The organism is Sessilibacter corallicola (assembly GCF_021290925.1).
Lineage (GTDB): Bacteria > Pseudomonadota > Gammaproteobacteria > Pseudomonadales > Cellvibrionaceae > Sessilibacter > Sessilibacter corallicola.
Window position 1 is genome coordinate 1,137,941 of record NZ_JAJSLX010000001.1, and the last position, 21,008, is coordinate 1,158,948.

The following is a 21,008-nucleotide window of genomic DNA, read 5'->3' on the forward strand; positions in this document are numbered from 1 at the left end:
CCATCTGATTGCGCGCTATGATCACCATATGGAATATTAACAATCACCAAATGGCAGTCTTTAATGGCTTTTCAGAATCGTCCAATTGCGGTGCCTAAAAAAGGTAAAGCAAGCTCAAATCAAACGGTTGCTAGCGCGCTTACCCGTGGCCAACCGGCTGATGTCAACTTATCCACAGGATTGCTGTTGCCAAGGGTTACCGGGGTGAGTTCAGGCAATCACAGGGAGATGCTTTCTAGCATCCGCAAAGGGTTTAATTTCGGCTGCATACCTTTGCTTGAACAAGAATTACACAGCAACCGTAAAGAACTCTCGTCCATTCTTTCTATTCCAACCTCTACACTCGCTCGCCGCCAGAAGGCCGGCACGCTCAATACCGACGAATCCGACCGGGTTGCCCGTCTTGCGCGCCTCAAAGACTCGGCTGTTGCCATGATGCAAGGCGACAATGAAGCGGCAATAAACTGGTTGAGAACCCCCCTAGAGATATTCGATAATGAAACTCCCATTCAACATGCCAGTACCGAGATGGGTGCGCGGGATGTGGAGGATTTAATTGGACGAATACGACACGGGGTATTTAGTTGACGGTGAGCGCTTGGCGCATTGCAGCTCCAGAATTTTCGAATAATGCCGTACAAATGATGTCTGGTGAGGGCGCATTTTTATACGGAGGACGATGGAACAGTAAGGGAACGCGCGTTGTTTATTTAGGCTCTAGCATTGCCCAAGCGGCGATGGAATTACTTGTGCATTTGGGTCGCTCAGACATTCTCCGTAAATTCCATTTGTTGGATGTACGATTCGATGAAGACCATATTGCTCACATCGCTTTGGACGATTTACCCGGAGATTGGGCAGAAGAAACCATGGTGCCAGAAACCCAATACATCGGCGATTATTGGGTTCATGAAAGAAGCTCGTTAATTTTGCAAGTTCCAAGCGTTGCGGTGATTGGCGAGTACAATTATTTATTAAATCCAAGCCATCCGCACATGGACGAAGTGACTTTTGGTAGTATTCGTCCATTTGATTTTGACCCTCGAATTATTAAATAAAAGAGCCTCGAATTAAGAATTTCTTTCGGTTGTGGAATCAGAATTTTCTGATTCCTGCTCAATAACCGGCTCAGCAATTAAGCTGAGTTTTTCGGATTCGAAATCTAGATGATTGGTTTCTAGATTGACCAGTGATTTGCTCACCTTGCTAGAAATGGTTTTAAAACGCTCCACTTTTCCATACAAACCTTGCTGTCCAGCCAGCGCTTTCACCGTGTTATTGTAATGATTACTCACCGTTCCCAAGCTGCCACCAAGCTTGTGCAAGCGCTCAGCAATAATACAAACTTGATTGAAGATGTCGCCCGCTTTTTCACTGATTTCTCGGGCTTCAACGTTGCTTTTTTCCAACATCCACAAATTGGCCACGGTTCTTAAAATCGGAATTAATGTGGTGTGAGAAACCAAAACCACACCGCGATTGTAACCGTAAGAAAATAAGTCTTTATTGGTTTTTAACGCATCGATGTAGGCCGGTTCAATGGGCATAAACATTAATACAAAACTTGGGCTGCGCATTCCAATTAAATTGGTGTAGTCTTTTGATGCTAAATCATCAATGTGTTTTTTAACGGCTTTTACGTGATCTTGCATAAACACTGTTTGTGTTTCTGGCGTCTCTGCTGAAATAGCTCGATCATAAGCAATGAGAGACACTTTGCTGTCGATAATAATGTGTTTATCGTCAGGCAATTTAACTAAGTAATCGGTCTGCTTGGATTTACCTTCTAAATCTTTAAAAGAGGACTGTTTTTCAAAATGCGCGTCTTCAATTAAGCCACTCATTTCCAGCGTACGTTCAAGCTGCGCTTCACCCCAGGCACCACGCTGCTGAGAATCGCCTTTTAAGGCAGTGGTTAAGTTACTGGCCTCGTCACTCATTTTAAGGCCAATTTCCAGCACTTTTTTAATTTCTGCGTTCAGATTGGTTGTGCCTTTAATGGATTGCTCGTGCACTTCATTGACACGTTTTTGGAATGAATCAATTTGATCTCGAAAGGGTTTTAACAGCAAATTAATATTGGCCTGGCTGGTTTGAGAAAAACTCTTACCTTTTTCTTCAAAAATTTTATTGGCGATATTTTCAAATTCTTTGGCCAGTGCTTGCTTTTGCGATTCGAAGTTTTTGATTTGCTCTTGGTAGTTTTTATCGCGCTCTTCAAGACTGGTTTCTAGCTGTTGATAACTTTTCTGCAAGGTTACGTAGCTGCTCGAAACCTGTTCTAGTTTTTCTGACAATTCGTTAATTCGAGCTTGAGCTTCTGCAAGACGTTTTCCGTTTTGTTCAGCCGTTACTTCTGCGGCTCGTTTTTGCTCAGCTAACTGCGAAATATTAGTTTGTTGTTTTTTATTTTCGGCTAACTGCAGTTGTAGACTGTTGGTTAGCTCTGACGATTGTTCCTTTAATACATTCTGTGCTTTTTGATTTTCGATTAATTCTACTTTTACTGCTTCCAACGCGGTTTGGGCCGTGTGTTTTTGCGATTCTAATTGAGTTTTTAATGACTCGGTGGCACTTAATTTGTTACGAGTTTCCGCGAGCACTTCTGCGAGAGAATGATTTTTTGTGGATAACTCGGTATTGGTCACTTCTAACGCGTGATGTTTATCTTCTGCAACTTTCAGCTGTTGCTCACGCTCGACAAGCGTTTGTTTTTGCAGCGCGGCTTCTTGGGTAAGATTTTCTAGCTGAGATTGTGCAGTTGCCAGTTTAGGGCGCATGATAACCAGAGCAAGCAAATAGCCAACGGCAATAGCTATGAAGGCGGTAAAAATAACAACAACTTCGAGTGGCAACCCACCGGTATTTTCAACCATGTAACTTGAACCTGTGTTTTAAAAGACAAATTAGACACCCATTAAAACATATAGAAAGCGGTCATGGCTAAAAACGAAAAAGCCAGCATTACGCTGGCTTATAACTCTTGGATAAATACTGTGAAGGCTAGTTCGTTAACACTCGCCAGTTTTAAACATTAGAGCGTATCGAGTGTTAGATAGACCAGTGTTTGCGTTAGGTTTTGGTAGGCAATTTCACCAAACGCCATAGGCCCGGTAATATCACCGGTTTTCTTGCCTTCTAAATCGCAGTACAGCAAGTTCAACAGGCTGTTGCACGAAAAGCCAATGTTACTCATATCGGCCTGTGACAGCGCCTTGTCGAATTTGGCAATGTAATCATCAACTGGCTTTGCGAATTTATATTCGATGTCGGGGAATACTGGCGCGTAAAACTTAGCATCTTCGCGGCTCACATCTAAAATTGCGACATTGACCAATACACCGGCGTAGTCTGCCACCAATGGCCAGCGCACATCGATGTGGTTTTCGGTCACGTATTCGGCGAAGTTCCAACTCTGTCCGTTGACCTCGCAACTGGTCACTTCAAAGCCTGTTTGCTTAAAGGTGATAGCCGGGCCGTCGCCTTGCTCGAATAAATTCACGGTTTTAATTTGTGCGGTTTGCTCTTCGGGCAATTGCACATGAATGGCTACAGCGTGGTTGTTACTCAACATACCGCTGGCGGGACCAAAACCAACTTTAGCGGTGCGCTCACCAATTTCATCAATGGGGAAACCACTCACCCAACCAATGATAGGAGAAAAATACATGTTGGCGTAATCAGGTGCATTCTGGGCGTACTCGGTATGTACCTCTGACTCACCGGGAAGCAATAAAATGGTAAAACCGTGCTCCGGTGCTTCGGTCGCGATGCGAGAAACGGAATTGACATCGTACAATGTCAGATGGGGTCTGGCGCTGGCGGCAAATCCACTGATGATGTTGACATGCAACATGGTTTGATCAACACGACCGCCATCATGCGCCATAAAATAAGGAATGGTGCCTGCTATCCAATTACCTGAAGGTAAACCATCGAGCACAGCTTCGTCACCGGAAATGACTAAATACTCGCCAGCTGAAATCAGCTCAATTACTTCTTCTTTGGTTGCCATTTTATTGGAAAACGTTACCAATCCTTCTCCAGACATCTAAATCTCCATCTATAAAATTTTCTTAAACGGCAGCCATTTGCTTCATCAGCACACCAACTTCCTGACGCATGGACTTTCTATTTTGACCTAGGAAATCTCTTATACGACGCGCAGCTTGCAATTTAATGACCGGATCAGGTTTGGTCATTACTTGTGCACGAAGTTTTGCAAGCAACAAACGATAAGCCATGTGTTCGCTTGGAATAAAATTCTCGTCTTCGATAATTTTCTGCCACACTTTATGATCCACTTCTGGCAATAAAATTTCCGAAGTCGATACATTTTTCATCGATTTATTCAGCAGTGTTAGCTCTTGAATTAACGTGCGGTAATTCTTTTTGAAATACTGTCGAATGGTTTCGATGGCTTGCAGCTTTTCGTTATCGGTGTTGCCTTGAACAAAAACGTTGCGCTGTTTAGAAATCAACAGATTCAATGGCACGCTGCCGGAATTTAAATTCACCTTGCCGGTTAATAAATCAATCCAGACAGAGCTTCTCACCGACGGTAAAACGAGCTTTTGTTTAACCGCATTTTGGCGAACTTGTTGACGCAGATGATCGGTATTAACGCCGCAAATTTGTTCAATCTCAACTTCTAACTGTACATGATTCTCAATAAAAAACTTTCGAAGTTCAATGGTTAAGTTATACAGTTTGCTGGGATCGGTGACTTTTGCAGCAGCAAGACTCAAACGAGACAACAAGAATTTCAGCGGCAGCACCTGGGTACGCAATGAATGATGGTTACGTATCAGCTGCTCCCAAATTTTATCCACCTCTGTTGGGATAAGCGCTAAACGTTGGACTTTAACATCACTGCGACGCAAATCCTCAACAATGACTTGCACAGTGTTGTCGTTTACGCCTAAAAAGTTAGCGATACTTTGTTGATCGATATTTTTAGCCTGCGCTAAGGCCACTTGCTGTCGTAAAAAATTCGAGTAGTTTCTCGTCGTATCGCCTAGAAAAGCCATGCGGGAAATAATTTCTCGACTGATGTGTCCGTTCTCAGTAGAAATTGTTTTCGGCACATTTGCGTGTACATAAACCGGGTAAATACCCACATTCATGTATCGCCAACGGCCAGTGACTAAATCGGAGTCATCAACTTTTTTTGCCGTGGAAAAAAAGGTCGATAACAGATTTTTGTCTCCAGTATCTAACACCACGTCATAACATTTGTCGCCTTCATTAAAGCGAGCAAATTTGATAAACCACGGTGCTTGAATTCCTAGAGCTAGCTCAAGGTCTCGGAAATCCTTTCGGTCCATACAGTACCCCTAGAAAAAGTGTGGAAGTGATAATTAAGAAGTAGCGTGTTTTAAAACGCCGCTCTGAATTTATTTAGGTCTGTTCGACAACAAAATTTATATGCTTATTAAACCTAAAAGTTTCAGTTTTTAGTTTACGTAGCCATAAGACCAGATATGTTGTGATTTTGCAATTGAGTGAAATGACGCTATTTAGAGCCTAACTAACCAGACAAACAGGAACTTCAATAAATATTTTTAATGCTCTATTTATTCATTAAAAAGGAATAAATAATTATGGAAAGTGGAATTTTTATCTAAAATCAAATTCGTGAACAAATGACATAAAAATCAGAATAAAGTATTCACTTTCGACTAATAAGTGTTTGTTCATAACCTCGATGTCGATTTCTTGAAAAACCCTACGTTTAAATCCATAAAATAGTCACCTTATTAGACATAAAAAATTAAATTTAGAATATGTACGCCAAAAATAACAAAAGTGTAGTTTTAAGCGACAATTTGAATTCACAGGTGAACAAAAGAGTAAAACGACAGGATTTGTTTGAAGGTAAGAATAATTGCTCAACTAATTGATCAATAATTAACACCGTAAAATAGTGTCGTTTTATTGATAAATCTTTTTTTTTAGAAATCTGTTGAATAAATTAATCAAAACTATTGCCAAAATAAATGTAAAATATAGAAACTTATTTAAAAAATGAGACACAGGCAGCAATTTTTTTTAAGTTTGGCTGAGACAAAATCGAGTATGTTTTATTGGCCATGAAAAATAAAAAACGTCACAAAAAATGTGAGATATCCATTCGGGAAAAATAACAATACAAAAACAAACCATTAATGGCCTCTGATTAAATAGGTAGGCAGCTACCAAATTAGGATGACTGCACTAAATACGTCGATAAAAAATTCCTCCAAAAATAAACTGACGTATTAATCATCAATATTTAATGCACATCAAAACCTGTTAGTTTTACAGGAAGGTTTTATAGCCATAAAAAAAGAGAGCCAAGTGGCTCCCTTTCGTACACAAAGTACACGTTTTTAATGACTGATTTCGCTTAGCTTACGTTGGCGCTTTTCATTACGAGCCACTAACCAGTAGGAAATCACCGCCGCAATAAGAACCGTCAAAATCATAATTGTTGCTAGCGCATTGATTTTAGGACTCAATCCTAAACGAACTGATGAAAAGACAATCATTGGCAACGTTGTTGACGACGGACCCGATACAAAGCTTGCAATCACCAAGTCATCCAACGACAAAGTAAATGCCAGCAACCAGCCGGAAATCAGCGCCGGAGAAATGATCGGTAACGTAATTAAGAGAAACGTTTTTAATGGAGTTGCGCCTAAATCCATGGCAGCCTCTTCAAGAGAACGATCCATTTCAGTCAGTCGGGACGACACCACAACCGTTACATAGGCCATACAGAAGGTCACGTGCGCGATCCAGATAGTGATAAAACCCCGCTGCTCTGGCCAACCGATACTGTTTGCCAAACCAACAAACAGTAACAGTAACGACAAACCCGTGATGACTTCTGGCATCACCAGAGGTGCTGTAACCATACCACCAAAGACGGTTTTACCCTTGAATTTTCCGGCGCGTGTTAACACCAGCGACGCCAGCGTTCCCATTACCACTGCGGCAGAAGCGCTCGCAAAAGCCAATTTAACACTCACCCACACGGCAGACATAATGGCTTCATCGCGAAATAACTCGCCGTACCATTTAAACGAAAAGCCCGCCCAAACGTTAACTCGTTCTGATCCGTTAAATGAGTAAACGATCAGCACAATCATGGGTACGTATAAAAAGAAAAAACCAATCGCTAAAAATATTTTGTTTAATTTAGAAACAGAGGATGTCATTACCGATCCTCCATTTCTTTAAATTGAAAACGATGGAACAGCAGTATGGGAACTAACAGAATAAGCAACATAATGATTGCCACGGTAGAAGCGACAGGCCAATCTCGATTGCCGAAGAATTCGCCCCATAAAACTTTACCAATCATAAGCGTTTCGGAGCCACCGAGAAGTTCTGGTATCACAAACTCACCCACCACTGGAATAAACACCAGCAATGAACCTGCAATGACACCATTTTTTGATAACGGCAAGGTGATGGTGAAAAAGCTTTTGATTGGACCTGCGCCCAAATCAGCGGCGGCTTCCAAATAACGATTATCTAATTTCACAAGGTTGGCAAACAGCGGCAAAATTAAAAACGGAATGTAGGTGTAAACAATGCCGATATAAACAGCAAATTCGGTATTGAGTAATCGAATGGGTTCGTCGGCGAGGCCAAGCGACATAATAATATTATTAATAATTCCGTTATTTCTTAAAATTCCCATCCATGCGTAGACGCGAATTAAAAAGCTCGTCCAAGAAGGTAAGATAATTAGCATCAAACACAAGCTTTGCGCCGATCCGCTCATGCGAGAAATTCCATAAGCGATCGGATACCCCAACAACAAACAGCACACCGTTGAAATTGCCGCAATTTTCAACGAACTCATGTAGGCATTAAAGTACAACGGATCACCAAACAGCCAAGTATAGTTACCCAGGTTTAGGTGGATTGTCAGTTGTTCATTGACGTATTCAAATAAAGCGGTGTAAGGCGGCTGAGCGATAGCGGCTTCTGAGAGCGATATCTTAAAAATAATTAAAAATGGAACAGCAAAAAATAGCAGCAGCCAAATGTAGGGAGGGAGAATTAACAGCCATTTTAAATTAAATCGAGACATGTCACCTTCACTCAGTAATTACCACAGCAGCGTTGTCATCCCAGTGAACCCAAACGGTATCGCCCCAGGTAAGTCGTTCATTACCCCATCGAATATCGTTTAGCGCCGTTACCAACATCTCTTTGCCCGACGGCAGTTCTACGTGATAAACAGAATGAGAACCGAAATAACCAATTTCTTTGACCACGCCCGTAACATAATTGTACTTTTGATCAGGCGCGTAACTGCTGATTGCTACTTTTTCAGGTCGTAACGCAACGGCAACGGGCTGGCCCTCAAAACAGGTAATGCCGTGACCGATGTAAACATCCGCTTCTGTGTCATTACAGTGAATGGTTACGTAATTAGGCTCGTCGACTTTGACAACGCCCTCTAGGATATTTACTGAGCCGATAAACTCTGCGGTAAATCGACTGTTGGGTTGCTCGTAGACTTCACTCGGCGTGCCAACTTGAGAAATTTCGCCCGCGTTCATAATCGCGATTCGATCGGCCATAGTCATGGCTTCTTCCTGGTCGTGGGTTACCATGACACAGGTAACGCCCAGGCTTTCAATAATATTAACAATTTCTAGCTGCATTCGAGCGCGCAGCTTTTTATCCAACGCACCCATAGGTTCGTCGAGTAGGAGTAATTTTGGCTCTTTGATTAAAGACCGTGCGAGAGCAACACGTTGTTGTTGGCCACCGGAAAGTTGATGAGGTTTGCGCGCTTTTAAATGTTCCATTTGCACAAGCGACAACATTTCATCAATCTTTTTTTGTATTTTTGATTTATCGAGCTTGTCTTGCTTTAAACCGAAAGCAAGATTTTGTTCCACCGTCATGTGGGGAAATAACGCGTACGACTGGAACATCATATTGATTGGGCGTTGATAGGGTTCCAGATTGTTTATTTGATCACCCTGCAAATAAATATCGCCTGAGCTTGGTTTTTCAAAACCTGCGAGCATTCTTAACAGCGTGGATTTGCCACAGCCGGATGCTCCAAGCAATGCGAATATTTCCCCTTTTTTTATTGTTAAACTGACGTTATTTACTGCGGTAAAGCCACCAAACTGTTTACTGACTTTGTCAACGGACAAATAATCAGGATTATTGCGTTTGGCAGCGAAGCTCGATGACTCAACTACTTCCACTGTTCTACCCTAATGATATTTTGAGAGTCCGCCGCTTGCGCGGCGGTGAGACGACACGAGATGTTTGAACTATTGTCCGGTTTTAATCTCGGTCCAGGCGCGATTAATGACACGATCAATTTTTGGAGGCTTAACTGTTGCGGTATAAAGTTTTGCTTTTACATCAGCAGGTGGGTATATCGACTCGTCTGATTTAATTTCTTGCTCAATGTTCTCAAGTGATGCAGGAATCGGGTTTGGATACCAAATTTCGTTGGTATTCGCCGCTGCAATATCAGGACGCATTAAGAAATTAATAAATGCCAATGCTTCTTCAACATTTGCGGCATCTTTTGGAATACCCAACATATCAGACCAGAGCAACGCACCTTCTTTTGGAATGATGTATTTAATTTCTACACCATTTTTAGCTTCTTCAGCGTCGGCCATTGCTTGAGCAATATCACCTGACCAACCGACGGCAACACAAATTTCACCTCCGGCGAGATCGTCGATGTATTTTGAAGAATGAAAATAAGTGATGCTAGGTGCAAGTTCTTTCAGGAGGGCTTTTGCTTCGCCCTGATAATCTTTGGCATTGGTGGAATTAGGGCTCTTACCAACATAGTGCAAAGCGGCCGCGTAAATTTCAGTCGGAGCGTCCAAGAACGAAACACCGCACGACTTTAATTTTTCCAAATTTTCTTTCTTGAAAACCAAATCCCAGGAATCCGTAGGCGCATCTTCGCCGAGCACCTCAGCGACTTTTTTGACATTAAATCCAATTCCTGTGGTTCCCCACATGTAAGGAATGCCGTGATTATTACCTGGATCAAGAGGAGCGAGGGTTGCTAAGAAATCCGTATCAAGTTCGCTGTAATTGTCTAATTTAGCCTTATCCAATGGCATGAAGATACCGGCTTGGATTTGGCGAGACATAAAATCGATGGTCGGCACAACGACATCGTACCCAGAGCGTCCTGCTAGCAGTTTCCCTTCCAATACTTCGTTGGAATCGAATACATCGTAGGTTACTTTAATACCCGTTTCTTTCTCGAATTTCTCAATGACACCGTCGCCGATGTAGTCACTCCAGTTGTAGACGTTAACAACTTTCTCAGCAAATACATTAGCACTAGCAAGCAATCCAGCAACTGTGATCGCGGTCAATGCTCGTGGACTTAGTTTCATTAAAACCCCCTTTATTGTGGTTGTTTGATCTTTCGATCTTAGTTGGGCAGCGTAGTATTACTGTGGCCAAGATGTTAAATAACCGACTCGTAACGCAGAGGTTGATTAATTCATCAACGTTCTGCACATGAGTTCTTTTTAATCAGGTGCAAAGATTGATATAGACTCTTTACACCCTAGCCAGTTTAAAAGTTCTTACATAACTGTCTATGCACAACTGGCTAAAATCGAAAAATTTTTTTAATTTTTATAAATTAAATTCAACAATCGGTGAAAGTACGATAGACATCTGTTGAATACTCGCATGTCATAGCCGAATGGAATATCCGATTGCTTACGTACGCCCCAAAATCACCGATCGTTTGAATAAATCACAAACAAATTGATTAGAGGTTTCTAGGCTTTTTATAACCGTTTTTCGAAAAATAGATTCCAATAATTTGAACTGGTTCTGGAATAACATTATTAATGGAATTAAAGAACCGTACTTTGGCATTAAAGGAATTCGGCAGCCGTGTCATCCAGAGTTTTCAATACTCGCTCATAAAGCAAGTCGATCTCTTCTTTTGTGATCACTAACGGAGGACTCATGACCATTGTTGACCCAACACCGCGCATTACCAAACCATTGGTAACACTGATATCACGGCAACGTGTGCCCACTGCCCCTTTATCTTCAAAAAACAGATGCTGTTCTTTATCTTGCATTAATTCAATTGCTGCAAGCAGCCCAAGCGTTCTTACCTCTCCTACAATAGGATGTGATGCCAACTGCTGTAATTTCTCACTGAAGTAAGGCGCGATTTCCTGATCGACACGCTCGACAATACCTTCATCGCGCAATACTTTTATATTGGCCGTCGCAACCGCCGCAGCTGTTGGGTGACCGGAATACGTAAAACCGTGGTAAAACTCATCGCCACTGTTTTTCAGTGTCTCCGCCACTTCATCAGAAATAAGCACACCGCCAATGGGTAAATAACCGCTGGAAATTCCTTTCGCTATCGGCATTAAATCCGGTTTAGTTCCGAAATAGTCACAGCCAAACCATTTTCCCGTACGACCGAAACCGCAAATAACCTCATCACTCACGAGTAAAATTTCGTATTGATCGCAAATGCGCTGTATTTCCGGCCAATAACTTTCAGGTGGAATAACAACCCCGCCAGCGCCTTGAACCGGCTCGGCGATAAACGCGGCAACGTTGTCTTCACCAAGCTCAAGAATTTTTTCTTCCAGCTCCCGAGCAACTCGCAATCCAAATTCGTTCGGATCTTCGTCAAAGCCTTCGCCAAACCAATAAGGCTGATTAATATGTTCAATACCTGCAATTGGTAATGCCCCTTGTTTGTGCATAACCGTCATGCCGCTTAAGCTGGCACCAGCAACTGTCGAACCGTGGTAGGCATTTTTTCTGGCAATAATGACTTGCTTGTTAGGCTTACCTTTACACGCCCAATAATGTCTTGCCAAGCGCAACATGGTGTCGTTTGATTCAGATCCCGATCCCGTAAAAAATACGTGATTTAAATGATCCGGTGCCAGTTCGCTCAGTAGCTCGGCTAACTCAATGGTCGGCGGTGTCGTGCACTGAAAAAAACTGTTGTAGTACGGAAGCTGCTGCATTTGCTCGGTTGCAGCGTCGATCAATTCCTGTCTTCCGTAACCAATATTCACGCACCAAAGGCCCGCCATACCATCGAGAATTTTGTTGCCCTCGGAATCGTAAAGATAAACGCCCTCTGCCCGCTCAATAACGCGCGTGCCTTTTTTTACCAAATCCCCAGAATCAGTAAATGGATGGATATGATGCTGTGCGTCAATGGTTTGTAATTTTGTTTTTGTTGTAGTTGTCATTGCGAATTCCTACACATTTAATAACAGATATTCCCGCTCCCAAGAACTGATAACTTGGAAAAACGTTTCATACTCTTTATGTTTGATTGCCATATAGGCGCGAACGAAATCCTCACCGAGGATTTCCGATAATTCATTCGGTTCTTGCAAGCGACTTAAAGAATGCTCTAGCGTTTTAGGTAAATTGCTCGGTAATTCTTGTGCACAGCCGCTAACTGGATCAGAGGGTTGTACTTTATTTTTAATGCCTAAATAACCACAGGCTAAACTCGCCGCAATGGCTAAATAAGGGTTTACATCTGAACCCGCAAATCTCGCTTCGACTCGGGTCGACTCCGCGGATGAAATTGGTACACGTAATCCAGCGGTGCGATTATCTATTCCCCAATGGGTGTTATTCGGTGCAGCGTCACCAAATAATATTCTTCGATAGGAATTCACATTTGGAGCGTAAAACAGCATGGCATCGGGTGTATAACGTTGAAGACCACCGAGGTAATGTTTAAAAGTTTCACTGTGTTCGTTGTCGCCCGTGGTAAACACATTTTTTTTCGAAGATAAATCAATCAACGATTGGTGAATGTGCATTGAGCTCCCCGGCTCGTGTTGCATCGGCTTTGCTAAAAACGTCGCGTAGACGTCATGACGCATAGCAACTTCACGAATCGTGCGTTTAAATAAAAACACTTGATCAGCACGCGACAGCGGATCGGAATGCTCAAAGTTAATTTCCATTTGAGCCGCGCCCGATTCATGAATTAATGTATCGACATCTAATTCCATGGCATCACAGAAGTCGTACATTTCTTCAAACAACGGATCAAATTCGTTCACTGCATCAATCGAGTAACTTTGGCGCGCACGCTCTGCGCGACCGGAGCGCCCTACAGGTGGTTGCAATGGAAAATCCGCGTCAGTATTTTTTTGCACTAAATAAAATTCTAATTCCGGTGCAACGATGGGCTGTAACCCTTCTTTTTCATACAACGCCAACACACGTTTTAAAACATTTCTCGGTGCCAGTGGATGCGGATTTCCGTTCGCGTCAAAACAATCGTGAATGATTTGAGCCGTAGGTTCTTCTACCCAAGGTACCATTCGAACGGTTTTAGTATCAGGCTTTAAATAGAGATCGATATCGGCTGGATGAACTAAATTATCAATGGCCTCGTCATCGGGCCAATCACCGGTGACAGTTTGAATAAAGATGGCTTCGGGTAAACGCGTACCTTCGCCATGAAGATATTTACTGGCCGGTAAAATCTTACCGCGGGCATTACCGGTCATATCGGGAACTAACGCTTCTATTTCAGTAATTCCGTTGTTTTGCAGCCAGCCTTTTAGTTCTATCTCATTGTTTATCATGTAAACACTATTTAAAATTTATTTTGAATTTAATATGTAATATAAATGAAACAAGCCAATGCAATGTAGATCAACAAACGAATCAAAGTTACTTTTATTCCTTTGAAAATTTACATTGAAAATACAAGTTAATATCGCAAGTGTATTATTTCGACAATGTCTCTTATCTTTCTTTCTATAAACTCGGCGTAACAACTCAACAATGCCTATTAAAGTCATCCTTGAGTAAACGTCGAATTTTATATTTCAATCGCTCTTATCAAAGTTAGAATTTGTCGTTGATTCAGGTAAAACCAAATTATTAGCACAAGACAACATTGGGAAGATTCCAATGTAATGCACATTCTAATACTGGATTCATTACTTTAGGAGCCTCTGGTTAACCTCAACATTACTCAGCGTGATCTCAAGCGTGCAGTTGCAAGGCGCCGTTAGTAATTAATGGCTTTAGTCCTTAATAAGAACGGCAACGCCGCAAATGTGCGCTTGAGACCGCGCCTTTCAGGGCCTGCCAGTTTTTTCCTGCTCTGCGTTGTGCTTTTTCGATTTAACCCGTTAGATCTTCAAAAGCACGCCTTAATCAGAAAAAAACTCCTTGGCCTGAGTGATCTTGAGGTTAATCAGCGGCTCCTTTATTATTATTTTCGCCGATAACTCGAATTTAAAGTAAATTTGACGTATGTCACAAAAGCTCAACCAAACCACTCTAAATGCCGTAACACATCCTAATATTTATTACGCTTTAACGTTCGCCCGATAATTTTCACACTGATGCTTAAACCACGTAAAAATAGCGTTATAAAAAGCAATGTCATTAACACACCACTCGGGATGCCATTGCACTGCTAATACAGGTTTATCTTTTACGCTTATAGATTCAATTAATCCGTCTTCGGCTTGAGCTTCAATCGTTAGACCTTCTCCCGGTCGATTAACGCCTTGGCCATGAACCGAATTTACATCAGTTTCTTTCTCGGGCCATATTTTTGATAAAACGCCGTCATCATTGATACGAACTTTGTGGCTGAAGCCGTATTGAACCTCGACCGGTGCATCTTTATCTTCTCTGTGGTCGTTCAGGTGAGGTTGTTTATGAACCTCTTGGTATAAACTGCCACCATACGCAACATTTAATTCTTGAAAACCTCGGCATATTCCCAGTATTGGAATATTTTTTTCTACCGCTTTTTCTATAAGCGCAAACGTTAATTTATCTCGCGCTGCATCTAGGTGATTCGTATCAACTGGTTGTTCATCGCTGTAATATTTTGGATGAACGTTGGAGTAACTGCCTGTTAATAAAATGCCGTCGACTAAATTGAGGTAATTTTCGAGCGATTCACTCACAGCGGGAATAATAATTGGACTTGCGTTCATTACGGTACTTACCGCTTCCAAGTATTTTTCTCCGACACAATGATAATAATGAGGAGTGATTTCTTTACGACACGCTGGCAAGCCAATAATTAAATTGCTCATAGTTACCTCGTTGGACCACCTTACACTATCATGTTGATTATATTCAACAGTCGAGATGTATTATTTTGCACTCGTGACTGAATTAAATTGGAACTAAATTTCAGATCGATTTATTCCAATTTTTTAGCTATATCAACACCACTGTAAAGTTTTTTTGGTCATAAGTGGATTTTGTTTATTTACATTAACTTAGAGCTTATGTTTAATATTATCAACACTTGCTAGGTTTATACCAAGTTTTCAACGAGTATGTTTAAAAGCATCTTGAGAATCGACAACCTCAGAAGCGTCAAGAAAATAACACAATACGTACTCTAGACCGTTCTTTGTCAGTAATTTGAAGTATAGATTCATTTAAATGTATGAGTATTTTCTCAAATTGATGCACTACAACAGAACACAAATTTAATTCATGCACAACATCGGATTACCTGAGACGTTTGTCAGGTAATTTACTGAATAAATCTAGTTCATATATCCATTCAATAAAGCTTGAAACAAAATGACCGCAAATAAATTATATGATGACTTCCTAAAGCACTATGACTCGTTGGATTTGTTACTTCCCGACTGCAACGGCGTGATTCGTGGAAAAAGAATTCCAGCAAGCGCTGCTGAAAAAGTTTTTTCTGACGGTGTCTTGTTTCCAGCTTCCGTATTTGCGGTGGATATTCGTGGCGAGCCTTGCGAAAAAACACACTTAGGTTTTGAGACCGGTGACGCAGATTTTTGCTGCCCTATCATTCCTGACAGCTTGGTGCCGGTTCCGTGGGCAAAAAATAGAGCGCAAGTGTTGCTATCAATGCGCGATGACAAAGATGAAGCATTCAATTGCAATCCAAGAGAAATTCTAAATTCGGTCAACCAGCGCTTAAACAACGACGGTTATTTCCCAAAAATTGCAGTCGAACTGGAATTCTTCTTATTTTCACAAGACTTTGTTCAGCAGCCTAAACCGCCGATCAATCCGGTCACTAAAAACCCGGAAACCAGCAGCCAAGTCTATTACATGGATGATTTAGACGCGTATCAGGATTTAATTGACGCAATTGGTACTGCGTGCGAAGCACAAAATATCGATGCCGAGGCTGCGGTTTCAGAGTGTGCACCCGGGCAGTTTGAAATAAATTTAAAATACTCCGGTAATATTTTAAAAGCCTGTGACGATGCCATTTTATTAAAACGCGTCATCAAGCAGATCGCGCGACAAAACGGGTTTATTGCTAGCTTTATGGCAAAACCTTACGCCAACCATTCAGGTTGTGGCTCCCATGTACACGTCAGTTGTTACGATGAATCAGGTAACAATGTTTTTGCAAAAAGTGATCAACACTTACAATCAGCTATTGCTGGCATGCAGCAAACCATGGCGGAGTCGATGCTAATTTACGCCCCACACGCCAATTCTTATCGCCGCTTTCAACCTGACTCTTATGTTGCAATGAACAATTCCTGGGGATTTAATAATCGAACAGTAGCATTAAGAGTTCCGGTTAGCTCCGAACACAACCTACGCATCGAACACCGAATTGCCGGCGCTGACGCAAATCCCTATTTGGTGGTTGCCGCTATTTTATCAGGCATGCATTACGGTTTAGAAAATTCACTGGAATGCGACGCGCCAATTGAAGGCAATGCTTACGAAAAAACTCAAGCGACCAATCCAACGCATTGGCAAGATGCGTTGAATCACTTTAAAAACAGTCAATTTATAGAAAATTACTTTAATAAAGATTTTCTATCCGTGTTTACTGCACTCAAACAAGAGGAGATGAATCAATTCAACCTTGCCATCACTCCTTTAGAATACGAATGGTATTTGCAAACAATTTAAACAGTAAACATCATGGAAAATTCTTGGTATCACGCTTCAGCGAATTGGTCACACTCCTTTCCCAAATTGGAAGACACACAGCGATTTGACGTGTGCGTTGTCGGCGCTGGAATTACTGGACTCACAACGGCCCTGCATTTGGCAGAAGCTGGATATTCAGTCGCAATTATTGAATCCCATTACGTCGGTTACGGAGCATCGGGCCGAAGCGGCGGCCAAATGATTTTTGGTTTTGCCGCCGAACAACCAACCATTGAAAAATTGGTGGGTAAAGACAACGCCGATGTCATTTGGCAAGCCGGACTCGAAGGCCTTGATTTACTGCGCGCCCGAGTAGAAAAGCACGCTATTGATTGCGACTTAGTGCACGGGCAAGTCAATGTAGCCGTCAAAACCCGTCAAATTGATGAATTAAAGCAATGGCAGGAATCCTTAGAAGATGACTACGGCTATTCTTCCTTAACGTTTTGGAATCAAGATCGAGTGCGTGAGGAAGTTAACAGCCCCCGTTATTTAGCCGGACTTCACGATTCCAACAGCGGTCACATCCATCCTTTAAATTACACGTTAGGGTTAGCGAGAGCTGCCGACGAACTCGGCATTAAAATTTTTGAACACAGCCCCGTTCGTTCAGTGACGAAAGGTGATCCGGTAATTGTAAGCACAGACGACGGCGAAATTATCTCAGACTTTGTCGTGCTCGCGGGAAACGCCTATCTGCCAGAATTGGGAATGGGAATTTACGACAAAGTAATGCCTGTAGGTACCTACATTTGCGCAAGCGAAGTACTTGGCGAAGCTCAATGCAAAGAATTAATTCGTAACAACGCTGCCGTATGTGACATCAATTTTGTTCTCGATTATTTTCGTTTATCGAATGATTTTCGAATGCTGTTTGGTGGCCGGGTTTCCTATTCGACCCTAGCGCCTGCGGATTTAGAAAAGTCGATGGGCGAGCGGATGAAACACGTTTTTCCACAATTACAGAACGTAAAGATTGATTTTGCCTGGGGCGGCAACGTTGCTATTACGATGAATCGCGCACCTCACTTTGGTCGCGCCGACAATAATATATTTTTTGCGCAAGGATTTTCAGGTCATGGTATTGCGGCAACGGGTCTTGCCGGAAAATTGATGTCCGACGCAATTCAGGGCACCGCAGAAAAGTTTGATGTTTTTTCAAAAATTCCGCATCACTCGTTTCCTGGCGGCCGACTATTCAGAACACCCGCACTGGTATTAGCAATGGCATGGTATCGCTTGCAGGATTTATTGCCCTAAATATTTCCCCTCGGTAAGTTATAAAAAAGCCGCTCAACAATCAGCGGCTTTTTCATTTACTTACAATGTAGAGATTCAAAGATTAATAATTTAAATTCATCCAAGTTGCTTTAAGCTCGGTGTATTTTTCAAGCGCGTGCAGAGATTTGTCTCGACCGTTACCCGACTGCTTAAAACCACCGAATGGTGCAGTCATATCGCCAGCATCGTAATAATTTACCCACACGGATCCAGCGCGAACTTTTCTTGAAACACGGTGCGCTCTCGCTAAATCGGAAGTCCAGATAGCGGCGGCAAGTCCGTAGTCGGTATCGTTAGCAATGGCAATAGCTTCTTCTTCAGAGTCAAAGCCAATACACGATAAAACAGGACCAAAAATCTCTTCCTGAGCAATGGTCATCTGATTGGTAACATCGTCAAAAATGGTGGGCTCAATATAAAAACCACCGCTTTCTGACATCGCTTGCTTGCCACCGGCAACAATTGTTGCACCGTCTGCAGTACCCTTGTCCACGTAGCCAAGTACTCGGCTCATTTGTTGTTGATCGACTATTGCACCCATGCTCGTATCTGGATCTAACGGGTGGCCCGGTTGCAGCGATTTAGCGGCCTCGATAACCTCTGCTATAAATTCTTTTTTAATGACGTTGTGTACCAGTAATCTCGAACCGGCAGTGCAAACCTCACCCTGATTAAAGAAGATACCCACAGCCGCGGCTTTAGCTGCTGCTTTTAAATCCGGTGCGTCTGGGAAAACAATATTAGGGCTTTTACCGCCACACTCAACAAACGTGCGCTTCATGTTGCTGATTGCACCTAGCGACAAAAGATGTTTTCCAACCGCAGTAGAACCTGTGAACACCAAGCCATCGACATCCATATGTTTTGCCAAAGGCTCACCAGCGTCTTTACCAAAGCCGGTAATAACATTAAGAACCCCAGCAGGTATACCAGCGTCTAGAGCTAATTGACCAATACGAAGCGCCGTTAATGGGGATTTTTCTGATGGCTTTAAGACAACACTGTTACCGGTGGCAAGCGCAGGTCCTAATTTCCACGCGGCCATAATCAACGGGAAATTCCATGGCACAATCGCGGCGACAACACCGAGCGGCTCACGAGTTACTAAACCCAATTCATTTGGGTGTGTGGGAGCCACTTCGTCGTAGACTTTATCAATCGCTTCTGCGTTCCAGCGAATACAATTAGCGGTTGCAGGAATATCAATTGCGGTTGAATCGCCGATGGGTTTCCCCATATCAAGGGTTTCTAAAATTGCCAGCTCGTCGGCGTGTTGCAAAATTAAATCAGCAAATTTAATAAGAACTTTCTTGCGTTTAACAGGTGCTGTCTGTGACCACACACCAGAATCAAAGGCTTTGCGGGCGCTTTCGACCGCTGCGTCAGCATCGGCTTGTGAACAAGACGGGATTTCGGCCAGCACCCGACCATCAATTGGGCTGATACACGTGAAGGTTTTACCGGATGTCGCCTGAACGGGCTTACCGTCAATAATATTATCGACCGGGATTGTGACTGATTCAGCGAGTTGAACCCAGTAGTTTTTATCTTTGGTCTGTGCCATAACCCTACCTCGTGGTATTTATTATGTTGATAGACAATTCTTACGGCTTTTGTATTTGAGAAAAAAGCCTAGTGTGAATTGAATTGGAACAATAGACAATGAATGGATCTGACAATTCTCTCGAAATTATCCAATAATGCCCACCAAACATTCTTAACGTCAATCGTGAGTTTTTCTCACAACATAAGATTTGCCAGAATAAGCTGTCAAACAACAAGACCTTCGTAATAACTCTTAAATATAAGCACTTTTACTATGAATGACTTTTAAACAGAAGTTCAAGAACTGAACTTAGCATTTTGCAATTACAAATCTAATCTGTGAATCCATTTCACTGGTGTAAACATGAGAAAATACGTTTTCTTTGGCAATGCCACGCCAACTCGACAAGACAGAACAAGATCAAAAAATACTTAGTATTTTGTTTACAAAGGAAGAAACAGGAAAAACCAGCAGGAGAGGTAAAACTAAAATAGACTGGAAAATAAACGTTAAAAGTTTAAAGCTGTGGTCCTAAAACGTAGCATTAGATATTGATTTGAATTTAATTGATCAACTCAGCCACAATCTATTTCGTGTATGATTTTTCATAAAACAGATTGCGACCAAATACTTAAAAGAATAGTAATTAGAAAGTGACCGGGGTACTGGCAGAAATAATGGTGGCTTTTTCGTCGGTTAAATTTCTAAAACGATGTGGTTGATTGGTATTAAAGTAATAACCTTCACCTTCCGAAAGCACTTTTACCGCATCACCGATAGTGACTTCGACCTGCCCTTCCACAACAACACCGCACTCTTCACCCTCGTGAGAAATCATGTCTCCACCGGTATCTGAACCAGGCTCATAAACTTCTCGCAATAAGGTGATATTACGATTTTGATGATCAGCACCGACAAGGAAAAAATCTAAATTGCCTTGACCAATATTGGGCTGTTGATCTTGCAGGTAAAAATAATGGTCTTCGTTAGGTTCGACATCCAGAGTGAAAAACTCCGATAACGTCATTGGAATGCCGTCGAGGACTTTTTTTAATGAAGCAACGGAAGGGCTAACTCTGTTCTGCTCAATTAGAGAAATTGTGCTGTTTGTTACACCCACACGCTTGGCAAGTTCGCGCTGAGATACGCCTTTTGCCTTGCGAACATTTCTCAAACGTTCACCAACATCTACCGACATTTGCCCTCCACTTCTTGTATTTCTATCGACGCG

The 21,008-nt window shown here is 42.2% G+C and carries 16 protein-coding genes; 4 read left to right on the plus strand and 12 right to left on the minus strand.

The window, feature by feature from the left end:
- Positions 1-63: 63 nt before the first annotated feature.
- Positions 64-588 (plus strand): Xre family toxin-antitoxin system antitoxin, encoded by a 525-nt coding sequence (locus LU361_RS04760; RefSeq protein ID WP_233087463.1) that lies wholly within the window; start codon positions 64-66, stop codon positions 586-588.
- A gap of 2 nt (positions 589-590) precedes the next feature.
- Positions 591-1,058, plus strand: a complete 468-nt coding sequence (locus LU361_RS04765; protein ID WP_233087465.1) for an RES family NAD+ phosphorylase — start codon at positions 591-593, stop codon at positions 1,056-1,058.
- Between the two features lie 12 nt (positions 1,059-1,070).
- Here the strand turns inward: LU361_RS04765 and LU361_RS04770 are convergent, their stop codons facing one another.
- The 10 genes from LU361_RS04770 to LU361_RS04815 form a co-directional block, all read right to left on the minus strand.
- Complete coding sequence (locus tag LU361_RS04770) at positions 1,071-2,876, minus strand: DNA recombination protein RmuC (protein WP_233087467.1); 1,806 nt, start codon at positions 2,874-2,876, stop codon at positions 1,071-1,073.
- Between the two features lie 158 nt (positions 2,877-3,034).
- A complete protein-coding gene (locus LU361_RS04775; protein ID WP_233087469.1) occupies positions 3,035-4,051 on the minus strand; it encodes a DUF6976 family protein in 1,017 nt (338 codons plus the stop codon).
- Between the two features lie 25 nt (positions 4,052-4,076).
- A complete protein-coding gene (locus LU361_RS04780) occupies positions 4,077-5,327 on the minus strand; it encodes a hypothetical protein (protein WP_233087471.1) in 1,251 nt (416 codons plus the stop codon).
- Between the two features lie 1,044 nt (positions 5,328-6,371).
- Complete coding sequence (locus LU361_RS04785; protein ID WP_233087473.1) at positions 6,372-7,202, minus strand: ABC transporter permease subunit; 831 nt, start codon at positions 7,200-7,202, stop codon at positions 6,372-6,374.
- Positions 7,202-8,086: an ABC transporter permease subunit gene (locus LU361_RS04790; protein ID WP_233087476.1), complete on the minus strand. Its 885-nt coding sequence runs from the start codon at positions 8,084-8,086 to the stop codon at positions 7,202-7,204. Before LU361_RS04790 ends, LU361_RS04785 begins: the two co-directional genes overlap by 1 nt.
- Positions 8,087-8,093: 7 nt before the next feature.
- Positions 8,094-9,224 carry an ABC transporter ATP-binding protein gene (locus LU361_RS04795; RefSeq protein ID WP_233087478.1) on the minus strand — a complete coding sequence of 377 codons (1,131 nt, stop codon included), beginning with the start codon at positions 9,222-9,224 and terminating at the stop codon, positions 8,094-8,096.
- A 69-nt stretch (positions 9,225-9,293) separates the two neighbouring features.
- Complete coding sequence (locus tag LU361_RS04800; protein WP_233087480.1) at positions 9,294-10,394, minus strand: extracellular solute-binding protein; 1,101 nt, start codon at positions 10,392-10,394, stop codon at positions 9,294-9,296.
- Between the two features lie 495 nt (positions 10,395-10,889).
- Entirely contained in the window at positions 10,890-12,251 is a 1,362-nt protein-coding gene (locus LU361_RS04805; RefSeq protein ID WP_233087482.1) for an aspartate aminotransferase family protein, read from the minus strand.
- A gap of 9 nt (positions 12,252-12,260) precedes the next feature.
- Complete coding sequence (locus tag LU361_RS04810) at positions 12,261-13,616, minus strand: glutamine synthetase family protein (RefSeq protein WP_233087484.1); 1,356 nt, start codon at positions 13,614-13,616, stop codon at positions 12,261-12,263.
- 735 nt (positions 13,617-14,351) lie between these two features.
- The gene (locus LU361_RS04815) at positions 14,352-15,095 is read right to left on the minus strand and encodes a gamma-glutamyl-gamma-aminobutyrate hydrolase family protein (RefSeq protein ID WP_233087486.1); all 744 of its coding nucleotides are present in this window, start codon (positions 15,093-15,095) and stop codon (positions 14,352-14,354) included.
- Between the two features lie 502 nt (positions 15,096-15,597).
- On the opposite strand from LU361_RS04815, the gene LU361_RS04820 reads away from it, so the two are divergent.
- Positions 15,598-16,929 carry a glutamine synthetase family protein gene (locus LU361_RS04820; RefSeq protein ID WP_233087487.1) on the plus strand — a complete coding sequence of 444 codons (1,332 nt, stop codon included), beginning with the start codon at positions 15,598-15,600 and terminating at the stop codon, positions 16,927-16,929.
- A 12-nt stretch (positions 16,930-16,941) separates the two neighbouring features.
- Positions 16,942-18,210 (plus strand): NAD(P)/FAD-dependent oxidoreductase, encoded by a 1,269-nt coding sequence (locus tag LU361_RS04825; protein WP_233087489.1) that lies wholly within the window; start codon positions 16,942-16,944, stop codon positions 18,208-18,210.
- Positions 18,211-18,292: 82 nt separating this feature from the next.
- On the opposite strand, the gene LU361_RS04830 is transcribed toward LU361_RS04825, so the two are convergent.
- Positions 18,293-19,795, minus strand: a complete 1,503-nt coding sequence (locus tag LU361_RS04830) for an aldehyde dehydrogenase (protein WP_233087491.1) — start codon at positions 19,793-19,795, stop codon at positions 18,293-18,295.
- 628 nt (positions 19,796-20,423) lie between these two features.
- Complete coding sequence (locus tag LU361_RS04835; RefSeq protein ID WP_233087492.1) at positions 20,424-20,975, minus strand: cupin domain-containing protein; 552 nt, start codon at positions 20,973-20,975, stop codon at positions 20,424-20,426.
- Positions 20,976-21,008 lie beyond the last annotated feature (33 nt).

Bases quoted from the DNA above. Each gene is read 5' to 3' on its own strand.
- LU361_RS04760 (WP_233087463.1), top strand. From the start codon at position 64: ATGGCTTTTCAGAATCGTCCAATTGCGGTGCCTAAAAAAGGTAAAGCA.
- LU361_RS04770 (WP_233087467.1), bottom strand. From the start codon at position 2,876: ATGGTTGAAAATACCGGTGGGTTGCCACTCGAAGTTGTTGTTATTTTT.
- LU361_RS04775 (WP_233087469.1), bottom strand. From the start codon at position 4,051: ATGTCTGGAGAAGGATTGGTAACGTTTTCCAATAAAATGGCAACCAAA.
- LU361_RS04780 (WP_233087471.1), bottom strand. From the start codon at position 5,327: ATGGACCGAAAGGATTTCCGAGACCTTGAGCTAGCTCTAGGAATTCAA.
- LU361_RS04785 (WP_233087473.1), bottom strand. From the start codon at position 7,202: ATGACATCCTCTGTTTCTAAATTAAACAAAATATTTTTAGCGATTGGT.
- LU361_RS04790 (WP_233087476.1), bottom strand. From the start codon at position 8,086: ATGTCTCGATTTAATTTAAAATGGCTGTTAATTCTCCCTCCCTACATT.
- LU361_RS04800 (WP_233087480.1), bottom strand. From the start codon at position 10,394: ATGAAACTAAGTCCACGAGCATTGACCGCGATCACAGTTGCTGGATTG.
- LU361_RS04805 (WP_233087482.1), bottom strand. From the start codon at position 12,251: ATGACAACTACAACAAAAACAAAATTACAAACCATTGACGCACAGCAT.
- LU361_RS04810 (WP_233087484.1), bottom strand. From the start codon at position 13,616: ATGATAAACAATGAGATAGAACTAAAAGGCTGGCTGCAAAACAACGGA.
- LU361_RS04815 (WP_233087486.1), bottom strand. From the start codon at position 15,095: ATGAGCAATTTAATTATTGGCTTGCCAGCGTGTCGTAAAGAAATCACT.
- LU361_RS04820 (WP_233087487.1), top strand. From the start codon at position 15,598: ATGACCGCAAATAAATTATATGATGACTTCCTAAAGCACTATGACTCG.
- LU361_RS04825 (WP_233087489.1), top strand. From the start codon at position 16,942: ATGGAAAATTCTTGGTATCACGCTTCAGCGAATTGGTCACACTCCTTT.
- LU361_RS04830 (WP_233087491.1), bottom strand. From the start codon at position 19,795: ATGGCACAGACCAAAGATAAAAACTACTGGGTTCAACTCGCTGAATCA.
- LU361_RS04835 (WP_233087492.1), bottom strand. From the start codon at position 20,975: ATGTCGGTAGATGTTGGTGAACGTTTGAGAAATGTTCGCAAGGCAAAA.